This is a genomic window from Lutispora thermophila DSM 19022 (assembly GCF_900142105.1).
GTDB classification, from domain to species: domain Bacteria; phylum Bacillota; class Clostridia; order Lutisporales; family Lutisporaceae; genus Lutispora; species Lutispora thermophila.
Genome location: NZ_FQZS01000003.1, coordinates 207023 through 222245 on the forward strand (window position 1 = coordinate 207023; position 15223 = coordinate 222245).

Annotated in this window: 16 protein-coding genes and 1 pseudogene; 4 read left to right on the plus strand and 13 right to left on the minus strand. The window is 32.1% G+C overall.

Going from position 1 to position 15223, the window contains the following annotated elements; translation table 11 throughout:
- Nucleotides 1–16 precede the first annotated feature (16 nt).
- The 3 genes from BUB48_RS01020 to BUB48_RS01030 all read right to left on the minus strand — a co-directional run bounded on the left by BUB48_RS01020 (nt 17) and on the right by BUB48_RS01030 (nt 1680).
- Nucleotides 17–334 carry a hypothetical protein gene (locus BUB48_RS01020; protein WP_073023588.1) on the minus strand — a complete coding sequence of 106 codons (318 nt, stop codon included), beginning with the start codon at nt 332–334 and terminating at the stop codon, nt 17–19.
- Nucleotides 335–819: 485 nt separating this feature from the next.
- Complete coding sequence (locus BUB48_RS01025) at nt 820–1017, minus strand: hypothetical protein (RefSeq protein WP_073023590.1); 198 nt, start codon at nt 1015–1017, stop codon at nt 820–822.
- A 21-nt stretch (nt 1018–1038) separates the two neighbouring features.
- Nucleotides 1039–1680 (minus strand): hypothetical protein, encoded by a 642-nt coding sequence (locus BUB48_RS01030; RefSeq protein ID WP_084524290.1) that lies wholly within the window; start codon nt 1678–1680, stop codon nt 1039–1041.
- Nucleotides 1681–2362: 682 nt separating this feature from the next.
- Here BUB48_RS01030 and BUB48_RS17455 point away from each other — a divergent pair.
- Nucleotides 2363–2775: pseudogene (locus tag BUB48_RS17455) on the plus strand (transposase); the annotation flags it as partial.
- 798 nt (nt 2776–3573) lie between these two features.
- Here BUB48_RS17455 and BUB48_RS01040 read toward each other — a convergent pair.
- The 10 genes from BUB48_RS01040 to BUB48_RS01085 all read right to left on the minus strand — a co-directional run bounded on the left by BUB48_RS01040 (nt 3574) and on the right by BUB48_RS01085 (nt 10230).
- Nucleotides 3574–3960: a hypothetical protein gene (locus BUB48_RS01040; protein ID WP_073023594.1), complete on the minus strand. Its 387-nt coding sequence runs from the start codon at nt 3958–3960 to the stop codon at nt 3574–3576.
- Between the two features lie 138 nt (nt 3961–4098).
- Nucleotides 4099–4542 carry a hypothetical protein gene (locus tag BUB48_RS01045; protein ID WP_073023596.1) on the minus strand — a complete coding sequence of 148 codons (444 nt, stop codon included), beginning with the start codon at nt 4540–4542 and terminating at the stop codon, nt 4099–4101.
- An 87-nt stretch (nt 4543–4629) separates the two neighbouring features.
- Nucleotides 4630–5310 (minus strand): DUF4367 domain-containing protein, encoded by a 681-nt coding sequence (locus BUB48_RS01050; protein ID WP_073023598.1) that lies wholly within the window; start codon nt 5308–5310, stop codon nt 4630–4632.
- Nucleotides 5303–5860 (minus strand): RNA polymerase sigma factor, encoded by a 558-nt coding sequence (locus BUB48_RS01055; protein ID WP_073023600.1) that lies wholly within the window; start codon nt 5858–5860, stop codon nt 5303–5305. The genes BUB48_RS01050 and BUB48_RS01055 overlap by 8 nt, the downstream gene beginning before the upstream one ends.
- 310 nt (nt 5861–6170) lie before the next feature.
- Nucleotides 6171–6746, minus strand: coding sequence for a hypothetical protein (locus BUB48_RS01060; RefSeq protein ID WP_073023602.1), 576 nt, complete (start codon nt 6744–6746; stop codon nt 6171–6173).
- Between the two features lie 59 nt (nt 6747–6805).
- Nucleotides 6806–7327, minus strand: a complete 522-nt coding sequence (locus tag BUB48_RS01065) for a hypothetical protein (RefSeq protein ID WP_073023604.1) — start codon at nt 7325–7327, stop codon at nt 6806–6808.
- A gap of 108 nt (nt 7328–7435) precedes the next feature.
- Entirely contained in the window at nt 7436–8443 is a 1008-nt protein-coding gene (locus BUB48_RS01070) for a penicillin-binding transpeptidase domain-containing protein (RefSeq protein WP_073023606.1), read from the minus strand.
- A 31-nt stretch (nt 8444–8474) separates the two neighbouring features.
- Nucleotides 8475–8867 carry an SH3 domain-containing protein gene (locus tag BUB48_RS01075; RefSeq protein WP_073023608.1) on the minus strand — a complete coding sequence of 131 codons (393 nt, stop codon included), beginning with the start codon at nt 8865–8867 and terminating at the stop codon, nt 8475–8477.
- 230 nt (nt 8868–9097) lie between these two features.
- Nucleotides 9098–9763 (minus strand): hypothetical protein, encoded by a 666-nt coding sequence (locus tag BUB48_RS01080; protein WP_073023610.1) that lies wholly within the window; start codon nt 9761–9763, stop codon nt 9098–9100.
- A 95-nt stretch (nt 9764–9858) separates the two neighbouring features.
- Complete coding sequence (locus BUB48_RS01085; protein WP_073023611.1) at nt 9859–10230, minus strand: hypothetical protein; 372 nt, start codon at nt 10228–10230, stop codon at nt 9859–9861.
- A gap of 1190 nt (nt 10231–11420) precedes the next feature.
- On the opposite strand from BUB48_RS01085, the gene BUB48_RS01095 reads away from it, so the two are divergent.
- The 3 genes from BUB48_RS01095 (at nt 11421) to pdxR (ending at nt 15199) form a co-directional block, all read left to right on the plus strand.
- On the plus strand, nt 11421–12668 hold the full coding sequence (locus tag BUB48_RS01095; RefSeq protein ID WP_073023613.1) for a glycosyltransferase family 2 protein: 1248 nt from the start codon (nt 11421–11423) through the stop codon (nt 12666–12668).
- A 64-nt stretch (nt 12669–12732) separates the two neighbouring features.
- Nucleotides 12733–13632 (plus strand): DMT family transporter, encoded by a 900-nt coding sequence (locus BUB48_RS01100; protein WP_073023614.1) that lies wholly within the window; start codon nt 12733–12735, stop codon nt 13630–13632.
- A gap of 139 nt (nt 13633–13771) precedes the next feature.
- Nucleotides 13772–15199, plus strand: a complete 1428-nt coding sequence (gene pdxR / locus BUB48_RS01105) for a MocR-like pyridoxine biosynthesis transcription factor PdxR (RefSeq protein WP_073023615.1) — start codon at nt 13772–13774, stop codon at nt 15197–15199.
- Nucleotides 15200–15223 lie beyond the last annotated feature (24 nt).

The following is a 15223-nucleotide window of genomic DNA, read 5'->3' on the forward strand; positions in this document are numbered from 1 at the left end:
AATACCTTTTCCTCCACTATTGGTTCACTTCCTTTCTTTTTTCAGAACGGGCAATAAGACAAAATATAACAGAGAAGACTGCATATACGATTATGAGGGATATGCTTATTTCTTTCCATACAATTCTGTGAGAAATGGAAAGTATGGCTGTGTTAATTATTATAAGGGTTATATTCCGGAGTTTTTTATTTGGTCTATATAGTGAATCTGTTATGGAAATGGCTATAGCAATCATAAGCAATTGAATTATTGATGCTAAGTTAGCCTTTGTCATATATATAATCTGTATTCCCATAATTAGCAGAAGCAATAAATACATAATATATTTGTTCATATGGATCACCTATTATAAATCATTATAAAGCCGACATAATCTCTTAGTTCGGTTATTACTCCCATATATTCAATATTTATACTCCCATTCCTGCTTCAATTTGGTTAATGATACCATTATTTTATAATTGCTTTTTCCTCATATTCAATAGATGTATTTTCGTAATATGTAAAGCAAATTCTTTTTTCAATTTTATTCCCCTTTTTTTAGATTTTGATAGTTGCTACTATAAGTAAATCCGTAAAATTAGAATTTTTATTTCATAATTCACAGATATATCTTCCATTCTTTTTTTTGCTATATATACCTAGTCAAACATATCTATGAAACTATATGCTTATTATTTATATTAACTTTGCAGATTCAATATTGATTTATTGTCAATTAACCCGTGTTATATATAAAAATATACTAAAGGTCATATAAGCATATTTAGAGGAAAGGGACAAGGCAAATTTAAGCAATACCCTGTCCCATGTGTTTAATTATTTGGCATCAGTATTTTTATATTCTTTTAGTGATTTTGCAATAATCAATATTGCTAAAGAGTATGCAACAAATCGTATAATATAATCAGCGAACATAAGAATGTCTGCTCGGCGTAAAGAGAAAGGACCTATGATCATATAAGGTATTAAAGAGATTGCAACAGCACTAATAATATCTATAATCAGTTTTTTCATATTTTAAAGCCCCATTTTCTATTACCATGTAAATCGTTTGGCAACATCTGCTATAGCATACCAGTTGCTTGCATTACTAAGCTCAAAGTTTATGGTTGCCGAGTCACCTATGCCAATCTTAACGCCGCCGCTAACAGTTGTAGTTCCGTGCTCATAGAAATCGCCATCAATTGAATAATAGATTGTATTTGCATTTTCAAGATTTGTATAAACACTTCCGCCAAAAGCATAGCTACGGCCTTGATAACTTCTGCTCATATCAACGTTCAGTATTTCTATAATTCCGTGAAAGGAACCTCCTTCGCTTGTTCTGCAATAAAATCTCATTGAAGGTTTATATTCTGAAGTTACTGTAAATTGATTTGTAATGGTTCTATAAGTATCGGCCATTATCTTTATTGGATATCCGTCTTTTGACATAATAGTTGTTATAGGACTTCCTATGATTTTTTGAGCTTCAGCAATAGAAATATTTTTATCAATTGCCAGTTGTTTTACAATTTCATCATATGTCATTACATCACTTATTACTGTATCAGTGGAAAGATTATTAATATTTATTGTCTGAGGATTTAAAACTTTGTTAGAAGCATAAGTTGGAGCTATACTGAACATAAAAGTAAAGGCAATTATAAGAGTAATTATAAAAATAAATTTTTTCATTTTTTCATCCTCCTATATATTATTTTCATAAGTTTCATAGCTTTTATCATATCAGAAAACCAACGGACTCACCCCCTTCCATAAAAGTAGTCTTCTTCAGCTTAATAATATACTTCGCTGCTAATTACGGTTTGGGTTTCCCAGTCGCTGCCACTATAGGCAGCAATGTTTAATTCATTTGTATTCTACTTATATAACGAAATGAAGAAAGTATTTTGGGACACTTATTTTACGCTATTTATTAAATATATAAACTTAATACAATTTTACCACATTTTTCTCCTAAATTGCTTGTATTCAAATATTAAATGTTCAAAATGTAAAATAATATAATTTTATGATAAGAATGATGAGGTGGGAATGACAGATATTGAAAATGCTGTATAATAAATAGAAGAGACAGATACCGTTAACCAACCAGACCTGTTCCAAAGGCTTTAAGGATATTTCTCATTTTGCCCATTATGTTTAAGCCATTATCCATAAGGAGTATTCATTATTTCACTTTCCATGCCTTTTTAACTTCATTCCATTATTATTATATCTTCATATTCGATATGTGAATTTTGTTATAGTCTTAAGTAGTGGTGTAAATTTCATGGAATATACTTGACAAAAGTAACCATGATATGATTTCTACTTTATTAAGAAAACCAAATCAATAAAGTAAGGAGGTCATACCATGGTTACTAATAATAGAATGGCACCTTTAGAACAACTTAGCAAGTATGTTGTTGAAAGAGATAAGGATTTTTTGAAAGAAGCATTAACATTACTTATTAATGCCTTAATGGATGCAGAAGTTACCTCTATAATTGGTACTGAAAAATATGAACGAAACGGAAATCGTAATAATTATCGAAATGGATATGGCCAAAGAGAATGGGATACTCGTGTTGGTGCATTACAGTTAAGCATTCCCAATTTAAGGCATGAAAGTTATTTTTCGAGTCTTTTGGAGCCAAGAAAAATGTCAGAAAAGCTTTGTAAAATGTTGTCTAAGAGGCTTACATTCATGGAGTAAGTACCAGAAAAGTGGACGAGTTGGTAGAAGCTCTTGAGTTGTATGCATATTCCCAAATCGCCAAACAGTTATTCGACTTGTAGGAGCAATGCTTATAGAACATGATGACGAATGGAAAGTAAGATGGCGTTATTTCAGTTTAGAATCTATGGCAAAGCTAATACCAAAAAAAGAGTTTACATTGACATCGGTTGCTTTATTACATAAATAATGGAAGAAAATAATAAAGTAGAAATCAATTTACACAACTTGACAAGACACTATCGACTTGAAAGACTACTATTTACTACAGTGACAATAAATAATCATAACAACATGTAAGTATTATATTATAAATGCATTAGGATTAAATTAACCATGTATCATATTCATCATTAAAAACACAGTAAATATTGGACAAATTAAAAACCATATAAGCATGTTGAGAGGGAAAGGGACAAGGCAAATTCAAGCAATGCCCTGTCCCATGTGTTTAATTATTTCGAATTAGTGTTTTTATAATTTTAAGTTGATTTTGTAATAAGCAAAATTACTTAAGGGCATGAAAACAAGTCATATAGTATAGTCAGTGAGCCAAAAAAGTCTACAAGGCATAGAGAGAAATGATTTTTGTCATATAAGATATTTAAGAGTTTTTAAAATAATGTTATTATTAATATCCATGTTTATCACAATATGTTATATAGGCACCCATTACTCTTCCACAGCAACAAAAATAGAATCCATTTTCACAGCCACAATCTTTTACATCATCAGGGGATTTATAGCATCTTCTATGGCTTGTACCATCATGACATGTGTGGGGGATGTACATCAAATCATTATTTGTATTAGTTAAAAATTTATATTCACTCAATGTTTCAAATAGGCTAATATTGTTTTTTTTCATCATTATAGGGGAATTGATGTTTGCTACATAAATAATAATCAGTATTCATTTTCTTACCACAGCAGCAATAATTAGTTATAACTTTACAGCCGCAACTTTTTGTATATGTTGCTACATCGCAGTTCCTATGGTCAGAAGTTCCATGACACGGATGGCTAGAGTTGGCATAAGCATTACTAGCTGATATATCTTTTGATCTTTGAGCATCAAAATACTTTTCTGTTTCGTGAAGTTCTTCAAGAAGCTTATCAAAATCATTTAAGATGCTAGTATTATTGTGGTCAATTAATGCATAAGCATCTATAGTAGAAACAAATACAAAAGTGAATATTAATAAAAGATAAACTATTTTTTTCACTGATTTCATGATAATTTACCTCCTTATTAAACATTGTTCTTTGTATTAATATTAATTATATCAATCTTTGTTATATCTTGATTTATTTAATTTTTATATCTAAACCAATGGACTCACCCCTCTCCATAAAAGCAGCCTTCGGCAGCATTAATAATCTACTTCGCTGCTTATTACGGTTTGGGTTTCTGAGTCGCTGCCGCTATAGGCAGTGACATCTGCAACTACTCGATATGAATATCCCTTTGGGACTGTCGTTGATTTGGAGAGTGTAAGCCTATAGCTGCTGCTTGACTGATACCAGCTGTTTATGACTACCCAATCTCCATTTTTATATTGCTGCAATTCTGCTTCAATAGATACTTTTGTGACTATGCCGCTGTATCCCTCTACATAGCATTTAACCTGAGCCTGTCCTGTTGAAGTAATATTTAATTTGCTTTGAGACTCATAAATATAAACCATTTGAGGCGTTATGATGATATTGCCCTGATGAGGGTGATCATTGCGACCTGCATCTGCATAGGCAATGCCGGAAGAACATAAGAGCAAAGCTGTACACAGGATTACTGTTATTAATTTTTTTAAGTACATATAAATACCTCCTTCATTTGTCTTCTACTTATATAACGAAATGAAGGAGGGGTTTTGGGACACTTGTTAAAAAAATTTTTTGATTTATTATTTTACACTTTCCGCCATTTTTATTAGTTCATCTTTTTCTATGGCGTCAGATGAAAGATTAAAAAGATATTCGTCTTTAAACCACATGATGCCATTTCTTCCTTTGTTTGATACATAATAGGCTTCATAGCCTTTTATCCACATCTTTTCCATGGTGGTTCCCTCTGTATCTATGATTATTTTATCGTTTGTAATATATATCTGTTTAAATATTATTTCTTGTCCTTCCTTATTGCTATAAATAATATGAATATCAGTGAAGTAATCCTCAACGCTTGTTTTCTTAAAGCCTTCGGGTATATATTCCGGCTCTGCCGGTACCATAGTTATATCCTCCGGCTGTTTATCATGCTGGAATGAGAAGGAGGTCAGTTTTTGATATATTTCTATGATGACGTTGAAGAACTTCGTTCTCAATGCTTCCACGCTGGCTATGGTTGTTAAGGTTACAAGGCATATGAGGAGTATTATGATTGCAATGCGCCTTGTTTTATAGATAAGTCCCCTTACAAGAAAATTGCTCTTCTCCATTGCTATAAGGTTCTTCATCCTGCGGTCAAAGCTTTTAGAGAAGGTATGTCCGATTTCTTCCTCAGGGGGTATCTGTTCAAGCTGAAGTTTCTCTGCTTTTGGTACCAATTCATAAAGCATGACATCTGTTATTTCAATATTATTCATGCATATCTATCCTCATTTCTTCCAGAATATTAGCAAGCTTTTTCTTACCTCTGGTTATGCGTTTTCGCACATTTTCCTCTGATATGGACAGTATCTTTGCAATTTCTTTGTCCGTATATCCGTGGCTATATTTGAGCTTTATCACAGTAGAATAGTTTATAGGGAGCATTGCAATAGCCTCAGCAATTGAACTATTGCCAATCTCTTCAAGGCTTTTGTCTCCTTCTGCAGCCATCTCACCTATACCTGATATGACTTCATCAAATGGGATGGCATATTGCCTTTTTCTTTTCCTGTATATATCTATCGCCATCCTTTCAACTATTATAACGACGAAGCCTTTGGTTTTGGGACACTTGATATCATTTATTTTATCTAAATTTTCTATAATTCTTAAAAATGCCTGATGAACAGCATCCTCTGCCAAATGCTCATCCTTTAATATGCTGTTTGCTACATAATACATTGTTTGCCTGTAATTCATATAAATCTGCTCAAACTTAGATTTATCCTCAGAGCTTTCAATGATAGACAGATATATATAAAGCATAAGAAACCCCTTCAGCCTCAATATTTATTAAATATGTAAACTTTAATACAATTCTACCACATTTTTCTTCTAAATTGTTTGTATTCAGATATTAAATGTTCAAAATGTAAAATAATATAATTTTATGACAAGAATGTTGAAGTGAGAATGACATATATTGAAAAGGCTATATAATAAATAGAAGGGACAGGTATGGTTAACCAACCGAACCTGTCCAAGAGGCTGTAAGGATACTTCTTATTTTGCCCATTATGTTTAAGCCTTATAGATAAGGAGGATATATTATATTATTTTCTATGCCCTCTTAACTTTATTCCATTATCATTATATCTTCATATTCGATGGGTGAGTTTTCATAATTAGTAAATGTGTTTATTATATTTTTATAGTTTTCCTTTTTGGGCCCATCTGTAATAACGTAGTATTCTCTTAGTTGAAACAATTTCCACTCATTTTCTTCCTTTTTGAAAATGTACATCTTATATAAGCTGTTGTAGCTATTATCAATGGGTAGCTTAAGAAAAACGCTTTTGCTGCTATCCTCTAAGCCTGTATAGACTTTGGATATCTGATATTTGATGGGTTTTTCTATTGATAATGCAAATAATCCATTGTTGTTTTTTATATTATCTATTTTTTCTATATATGATTGGCTGAAGTTTGGGTGGAGTATTTCCTTGACTTCTTCTTTATACTTATCAACCTCTAAATTCTTGAGCTGCACTAATACCAAGTTTTTTTCATTTTGAATTACTGTTTGAATGATTTTATCATTTTCAGTCATTGATGTTTTAACTTCAGAACAAGCCAATATGAGCAAAGATAGAGATGTCATTAGTAAAATCAATATTATTACCTTCGTAAGAGAAGCAAACTCTTTTTTCAATCTTATTCCCCTTTCATTAAGTTATTGTAACAAAGAAAGCAGTTGCCATTTATTATTAATTACATGTAAAGGGTATCTTTCAGCTTTTCAAAAATTTCATTTTCTTCAATGCTCAGCTTATTGGGATGCTTCATCAGTGTACCTAAAGTTACATTATATCCTTGTCCCGGTTTCAATACTTCCTTAGAGGAATCTAAATCCCCTGCAGTTGTATCACCCCAGATAATAGAGGATGTCATTTCATTAGGTATGTAGAATTTGAAACCTACTTGAACATCTTCTGTTGTAATGTTTTTTAAATAGACATTGTATAATAAATTACAGAAGTCATTATCAATTACTTTCTGGTTCATGTGAGTTTTATTAAAAATTACTTGGCTTTCTCTTATTTCTACTGATAGATATTGCTTGTAATCTATCTCTGACTTATTTTCATTAATACAGGCTATTATATCATGAACAGTGGTTTGCCATCCTGAATACTTGGGACTGAAAAACAATATCAATAATAATATTATTGCTGTCATGGCTGCTACTGTAAGCATATCCTTAAAGTCGTAATTTTTAACATCATAATTCACAGATCCATTCTCCATTCATATCATAAATATATACCAGACAAACATGGTAATTATAGCTTTAATACCGTGTTTGTCTGGTTATCATAAAGGGCTAATTACAGTGAATGCTTAATTGGAGTCATTAGGATTATCTTCAAGGCATTTTAGCATAATATTTCTCATGGTTTCTTCTGCTAAGTCTTTATCTTTAAATTCTACATTCATAACAATGACACCAACTATTTTAGGATCATCTTCTATGTTAGTTGCAACATATGAGGTAATATATTTTTTATCTGATGTCATATCACTAACCCCACCAATTCCGCTTATTTTACCGTCAATAGATATATCCTTCAGAGCAGACACAATGGCATTGGTTACATCTTTTGATGCAACTTGCTTTAAGGCAAGTTGTTTATTATTATTAATTTTAATCTTTACTATATTCTTTAAGCTTTCATCAACAAAGGGTTTGTACAATGTTCCTTCATTCAATAAAGCAGATATAGAAGAAGCTGTCTGTAATGGTGTAATAGTAAATCCTTTACCTATAGAGGCAGCAGCAAGATTTAGATTATTTAATTCTATACCAGAATCATGGTTTCTTAGCCCAAATAGCTCCAAGTTTTCGTAGAATTTTTCTTTTCCAATTTTTAATGCTGCTTCTATTGCTGCAATATTACATTTAGATTCGATTCCCTGTAATAAGGTCTGTTTTCCATGTCCTTTAAAGTTCCAGCAATAAAATATTTTCCCGTCAACATTTAGACGCCCTTTACAATCATACATATCTTTAGGTTTAACGGAGTTTTCTTTTAGAGACATTGCAAATGTTAATATTTTAAATATTGAACCCGGCTCAAACTCCTTATAAACGTCACCATAACCAGCTAAGATTTCACCAGTATTTATATCCATAAAGAGTATGGACTCAATAGAGTCTTTTGGTATAAGTTCAACTTCATTATCAACAATAGCTTGATATTTACTTTTACTTTCTAAATCGTAATTTATTATACTAGATTCTGTATCTGCATTAGTGATGGATGTAGCATATGTAAAGCCGATAACTGCGGAAATAATGGCAATGCTTATACTACACCATATAAATATTTTGTTTCTTTTAATAAGCATATATGACCTACCCTCTCTTAACTGTTATTAATTATTTATCGTCTAAAATTCTAGCTGGATTTGTTATAGATATATAGTTTTCATGAACCCAACCTTCCTTTCCCTCATTTTGTCCGGATTCTACGTAAACATAAAGGAAAGGTGTATTTCTTGTCGTATCATTATAAACTGCAACATCATCATACTTATACAAGGAACCTAAAGATGGATAATTAGTACCAGGACCACTTCTCAAACGAACTCCATTGCCTGTGATATAGCCTAATCCCAGAAATTGCAATTCTCCAGGTTCTACTATAGAAGCAGCTTCTATGCCATTTTCATTAAGAACTATAGCTGTTGGAGCTATCTCCTCTGCAAATGCAATCCCAAACGATGACATAACAATTATAACTGATAGTAAAATGCTAATTACTTTTTTCATTTGAAAAACCTCCCTTTATATATTTTATATAATTTTCTTATGTGTAATTTTCGCTATACCAATGGAATCACCTCCATTTGCCTTTTACCTATATAACGAAATGGAGTGGGTGTTATGGGACACTTGTTTTGTTGAGCTATATAATTTTGCTCTATAGCTGTTTGTTGTGAGTACCTTTTCTAATATGAGCAGCCTTTTTTCTTAACAATTTTTTTCTATCAGGGTAAGAACTACTTTATATTGTGTTTATATTTGATGGCTCTTAATGGTTTATCATTTATGTCATATGAAGTGATACTGCTGATAACATCTGTATATATATAGAAGCTACCTTTTTCTTTTAAAAATTTATCTTGATCATATATTAATATAAAATAGCCTTCTTCATTTATTGGAGGTTGCTTTACTTCTCCATTTATGAATTGAATTTCAATCTTTTTAATCCTTTTATCAAAAACACGTCCGCCTATAACACAACGATCTGTGTTGCTATCATAAAAGCCAATCTGAGTGAAAGCATTCTTTGCTCTAATAACATACTCTTCATCATCTTTACTTTCATATGTTGTGAAAGCATTATTTCCTATGCTTTGAACCTTTTTATTAGATATAATGCTACAGATTCCAGTATTATATTGATTCAAGATGGGATTTTGTAGCCTTCTATCTTTAAAGCTATAGACAGTGTAAATGGAGTTTTTGTACGCTTTCTGTTTGCCAATTGATATATGCTTAATGTTTTTATAGTTCTGGTAAATTAAGGTACTAATATAATATTCATTTTTAAAGGTGTAATTAGCAATATGAGTCATTATACTATATACGGAAAAGATAATAGACGAAATTATAATAATAAATGAAAAAGAGATAAAAATGTAAGAATGTATTTTTTTCATATGTTCCTCCAGAAATAATAGAATAACACAATATTTACGCTATAACATTGTGTTATCCCGTCATTATTTTATTTTATGAACATTAACTGTTTCAGTTACCAAGTTATATAATGATAAACTTCATACCAGTTCTCTATTCTATAAAACTCTGTTTCTGCTTCATCCATAGCGTAGGTTTCAATATAATCAAGTTCATAGTTATTTTGAAATCTAAGCTCTTTGTAATATGTTTTGCTTGATATAATGTCACGCTCACCTGATATCTTCCAAACTTTATATTTAGTGACTATTCTATCTATAACAGTGTCAAACATATAATCGGGGGAAATTATATCTGATGAAATTGCTATATTAGGCACAATTTCTTGTATAGCGGAAGTTGATTCTGTTTCATCAGCAAAGATAGCAGCGCTCGATAAAAATGAAATCGTCATTGTAAGCATAAGTAATATTAAACTTTTTCTCATAGGTAATACCTCCTCAAGTTTATTACTCATATATATTCAAATAATTCTAAATCAATGGAATCACCCCATTTGACTTTCACCTATATAACGAAATGAAGGGGGCGTTTTGGGACACTTGTTTTAATATTTTTATAAAAATTTTTGTTGCAGCTTTCTGGCATTTTTATAGTCCATGGTATAAGACGAAAAAACACTTCTATCTACACCTTCTTTGATAAAGTTATTTTTAAATTTCAATAGTGTAGTACAGTTGAATCTGATCAGGGCGAAAATCTGCCCAGTATTGGTCTTCTGTTAAGCCTAATGCTTTAATATATTCTTTAATGAAAGTTTTTCCTTCTTTATCCAGTTTTTATCAAATATTTCTTTTTCTTTTAAATACAGAGCTTTAGCTTTCTCAACGGAAATACCTAATCCCTCATCTTTGCCAATTTCATATAATATTTTTATTTTAGCTCTTCTTTTGATGACTTCAATATAATTATCTGAATCTTTAATTGCTCCGTCTATGTTATAAAGTTTCCTATAAATTTCAACTTCATCCTTGTATATTTTATATCGTTAGCTTTGGCAACAACTTCTTTATTATCCGAGCTAATGTAATCTTTCATAATTTGTGCTAATTCTAATATCTGGGATATACTCAGAGGCATTATTTCATGGTTGCTGACTGGGTTAGCTATTAAAATGAAAGTAAAAATCAAAATGCCTATCATTGTAAAATTAAGCTTTTTTTCATAACTTTACCTCCAAATCAAGAACTTATAGATAATAAGTACGTCTAATTACTATAATGAACAATAGCAATATAATCACTGTTAATAATAAAAAATGTAGTGTTTTGATTCCTGTTCATAATATATAACGAAATGGAAAGGGTATTTCGGGACATTTTTTCAATAAAATATATTAGTTTTAATGCAGTTTGCCATATTTTTCTTATAAGTTGATTGTATCCAGATATTAAATATCCAAAAAAGTGGAATAATATATTGAGAGTGAAAAGGAAGATAAAGTGATAATTACTGAGAGAGGACCAGAGCGGCTACAAAAAAGAAGAAAAAACAGCCATAAATACGTCAAATAAACCGGAACTATATAATAGCATTTTATTCCGAAGTTTAATACTTCTTAGCAAAGTGCTATGATATTAGCTGGTTAAAAAGACAAAATAGGAGGCTTGCTTACAAATGATTAAAGACATACTGCATTTTATGTTAGTCATAGTGCAGATTTTAGCTCTATTATATGGATTCTATTACTTTTCAACTTCTATATATGGTATTGCGGAGAAGTTCAGCAAGAAACCTTCAAAAAATTACTTGCCTTTAAAGAAGTTTGCCATATTTATACCTGCTCACAATGAGGAAAATGTAATAGGAAATATAGTAGAAAACCTAGGGCATTTAAATTATCCCAAGGAGTACTATGATGTATTTGTCATAGCTGATAATTGTAGTGATAACACCGCCAAAATAGCTGAAGAAGGCGGAGCCAATGTATTGGTAAGGTATAATGAAGAAAAAAAAGGAAAAGGTTACGCTCTTCAATGGGCTTTCAGAGAAGTATTATATAGAAAAGATGCGGATTACGATGCTGTGGTGGTGTTCGATGCTGATAATCTGGTATCAAGGGATTTTCTAAAAGAAATGAATAACAAGCTATGTGATGGGCATAAGGTTCTTCAGGGTTACATAGACAGTAAAAATCCTGAAGATTCCTGGATTACCACCAGCTATTCCATTGCATTCTGGTCATCTAACAGGTTGTTTCAGTGTGCAAGGGAATATTTAGGTCTAAGCTGCCAAATAGGAGGTACGGGATTCTGTGTAGATGTAGATATATTGAAAAGAATAGGCTGGGAAGCTACCTGTCTGGTAGAAGATCTAGAATTTACAATGAAGCTTATGCTTAACGGTATACGAGTTGGATGGGCTCATAATGCTGTGGTTTATGACGAAAAACCTCTCACCATGGCCCAATCCTGGAGACAAAGGAGAAGATGGATGCAGGGCTTTGCAGATGTATGTTCCAGGTATTTTATCAAGCTTCTTGTGAAGTCAATAAAAGAAAAGAATTTTGCCTTATTTGATTGTGCTATTTATACTCTTCAACCTTATATGATAATAATGGTTGGAATGACGTTGCTAATACCTGCACTAAACACTTTTGTATTTGATAATGAGATGCTTATAATTACCAGCAGATTTTTCCCTAATTTCTTCAAAGCATTTGGAGTGTTGCAATTTTTGCTGATACCCATAGGATTGCATTTAGATGGCAAGTTCAATTATAAGCTGTTCTTGTACTATCCCACATATGCCTTGTACTGTCTCACTTGGATTCCAATATCCATACAGGGAATAATAATGAAGAATAATAAGGAATGGAGTCATACTCTCCATACTAGGACTTTATCAATTCATGAAATTGAGTGATTAAAAATATTATTATATAGATAAAAACTATGGCATAGGTAAATATTTTTTTCAGGGGTTTAAAATGGATAAAAAGACAGGGGTTATATTAACAGGCATATCTGCTGCCTGCTTTGGTTTTTTACCTGTATTCGCCTCACTGGCCTATAGAAATGGAGGCAATGGGGTTACGTTGATATCTGTGAGGTTTTTATCTGCAGCAGCAATTTTATGGATTATTGTTCTTTTAAGGCATAAGCAATATAAGCTTGGAAAATTAAAAATAATTCAATTGTTTGCGTTAGGAGTTTTTGGGTATATATCGGCTACAGCTGGCTATTTTTCTGCATTGGATTATATTTCTGCTCCTTTTGTAGCTTTGCTCTTTTATTCAAATCCCATAATTGTATGCGTTTTATCCTTCTTTATCTTCAAAGAAGAGATAAACACCAACAAAGCCATTGCTTTGTCATTGTCGCTGCTAGGACTTGTACTAATAGTAGGTTTTAGCATTGGCAATATTCATATAAAAGGAGTACTTTTGGCTGTTTTGGCTGCGTTTTTATATGCAGGATATATTATAGCAAGCGGAAGGATAGTAACCGGTGTAGATCCGATTGTTGCAACAACATATGTTGTATCATCCTGTGCTATTGTTACGATTATTTTTGGATTTATAACCAGTTCCTTTGTAAGAATAAATTACATAGTTTTCATTTATGGATTTATTATGGCGTTTTTTTCTACAGTTGTAGCCATACTGTTCTTGTTTGAAGGCATAAAGAGAATAGGGACTTCTAATGCGGCAATTGTGAGCAGTATAGAGCCCATAGTCACTGTGTTGGCCAGTACATTTATTCTTGGAGAAAGAATGACTATGCCACAGATTATTGGCGGTATTATGGTTATCATGGGTATTATGGTGTTGCAGAGACCAATAAAACCAAAAGAAATAAAGGACTTTGAAAACAGCATTGAAGAATAATGCTGTTTTTTTGTTGCAATTCAGCATACAGAAATTATATAAAAGATTTTTCATTTATGATAAAATTGTATCGATACAGTTATAATGGAATTAAAGTCGGGATGAGATTAATATAGTATCCTACTGAGAGGGTGGAAGCATGATTTTAGATTTGAAAATAGATAAAAATGTGCAGGAACCTGTATATTTTCAGATATATGAGCAAATTAGGGATTTAATAGCCAGCGGAGCATTAAAAGGAGAAAGCAAATTGCCTTCCATAAGGGCCTTATCCAAGGCATTGGGAGTAAACTCTGTAACAGTGGTTACAGCATATAATATGCTGGAAAAGGACAGATATGTATATAAAAGACAAGGAAGCGGGACATTTGTTATATCCAAGGGAGAAGATTTTCTTTTAAATAGGGAACAGCCTATGTATTTCGAACCCGGTGAATTGGACATGGAGAATGAGTACGATGATGAATATATTGATTTCTCCATATCGGCTCCTGATCCTAAGCTGTTTTCGGTGAAGGATTTTCGACAGGTGATGAACGAAGTTTTAGAGGAAGATGGTGCAAGGGCTTTCATGTATCAGAAAAGCGTAGGCTATAGACCGTTAAGAGATGCATTGGTTGATTATGCAGCAAATTACGGAATAAATTGCAAATCTGAAGATATATATGTGGTATCAGGAGCTCAGCAGGGAATAGACATCATGGCAAAGGCTCTGGTAAAAAGCGGCGATTGTGTATTTGTTGAACAGCCTACCTATAGCGGAGCCATAGCTGCTTTTAAATCCAGGGGAGCCAAGCTGGTGGAAGTACCTCTTCAGAAAGACGGACCGGGTATAAAGGAATTGGAGAAACTGGTAAGAATATATAAGCCGGTTTTATTTTATGCTATGCCTAATTTCCATAATCCCACTGGAAGCATATATTCTGATAGAAAGAAAAGATACATGCTTCTTCTGGCTAAAAAATATGATTTTAGAATTTTGGAGGATGATTATTCAGGAGATTTGAACTATACAGATCAAAAATTACTTCCCATAAAAGCCTATGATAATAATGATCGGGTGATTTATCTCAAAAGCTTTTCAAAAATATTCATGCCAGGTTTTCGTTTAGCTTACATGGTAATACCGGAAGATATAAGGAGGAAAGCCGCCGATGCCAAGATAGCTTCAGATATTTCAACTTCTGGACTCATGCAGAGAATATTGTGCAAGTATATACAGAAGGGCATATTGGAAAAGCATATAAAGTTTTTGAGAAAAGAATTTAGTGTAAGGTATTTGGAGATGGTCAGAGCAATAAAGAAGACCATAAGAGGAGCCAGCTTTTTTGAGCCAGGAGGAGGTTTAAATCTATGGGTCAACCTGCCTGATGGAATAAGTTCTCAGGAACTTTATGAAAATTGCAGGGATAAAAAGGTTATATTTTCACCGGGAACCTTTTATTTCAATGATGAGAAAGGCCAGTGCTATATGAGGATGAGCTTTGCTGCTACTAATATTGATGAAATATGGAAAGGATTATCCATCATCGGTATGGAGGTGGAGAAACTCAAAAATAAGTATTGACAACATAAAAATTAAATCTTATCC

Excerpts from the sequence above, each read along its gene's own strand:
- BUB48_RS01020 (WP_073023588.1), bottom strand. The coding sequence starts at position 334 with ATGAACAAATATATTATGTATTTATTGCTTCTGCTAATTATGGGAATA.
- BUB48_RS01025 (WP_073023590.1), bottom strand. The coding sequence starts at position 1,017 with ATGAAAAAACTGATTATAGATATTATTAGTGCTGTTGCAATCTCTTTA.
- BUB48_RS01030 (WP_084524290.1), bottom strand. The coding sequence starts at position 1,680 with ATGAAAAAATTTATTTTTATAATTACTCTTATAATTGCCTTTACTTTT.
- BUB48_RS01040 (WP_073023594.1), bottom strand. The coding sequence starts at position 3,960 with ATGAAATCAGTGAAAAAAATAGTTTATCTTTTATTAATATTCACTTTT.
- BUB48_RS01045 (WP_073023596.1), bottom strand. The coding sequence starts at position 4,542 with ATGTACTTAAAAAAATTAATAACAGTAATCCTGTGTACAGCTTTGCTC.
- BUB48_RS01050 (WP_073023598.1), bottom strand. The coding sequence starts at position 5,310 with ATGAATAATATTGAAATAACAGATGTCATGCTTTATGAATTGGTACCA.
- BUB48_RS01055 (WP_073023600.1), bottom strand. The coding sequence starts at position 5,860 with ATGCTTTATATATATCTGTCTATCATTGAAAGCTCTGAGGATAAATCT.
- BUB48_RS01070 (WP_073023606.1), bottom strand. The coding sequence starts at position 8,443 with ATGCTTATTAAAAGAAACAAAATATTTATATGGTGTAGTATAAGCATT.
- BUB48_RS01075 (WP_073023608.1), bottom strand. The coding sequence starts at position 8,867 with ATGAAAAAAGTAATTAGCATTTTACTATCAGTTATAATTGTTATGTCA.
- BUB48_RS01080 (WP_073023610.1), bottom strand. The coding sequence starts at position 9,763 with ATGAAAAAAATACATTCTTACATTTTTATCTCTTTTTCATTTATTATT.
- BUB48_RS01085 (WP_073023611.1), bottom strand. The coding sequence starts at position 10,230 with ATGAGAAAAAGTTTAATATTACTTATGCTTACAATGACGATTTCATTT.
- BUB48_RS01095 (WP_073023613.1), top strand. The coding sequence starts at position 11,421 with ATGATTAAAGACATACTGCATTTTATGTTAGTCATAGTGCAGATTTTA.
- BUB48_RS01100 (WP_073023614.1), top strand. The coding sequence starts at position 12,733 with ATGGATAAAAAGACAGGGGTTATATTAACAGGCATATCTGCTGCCTGC.
- pdxR (WP_073023615.1), top strand. The coding sequence starts at position 13,772 with ATGATTTTAGATTTGAAAATAGATAAAAATGTGCAGGAACCTGTATAT.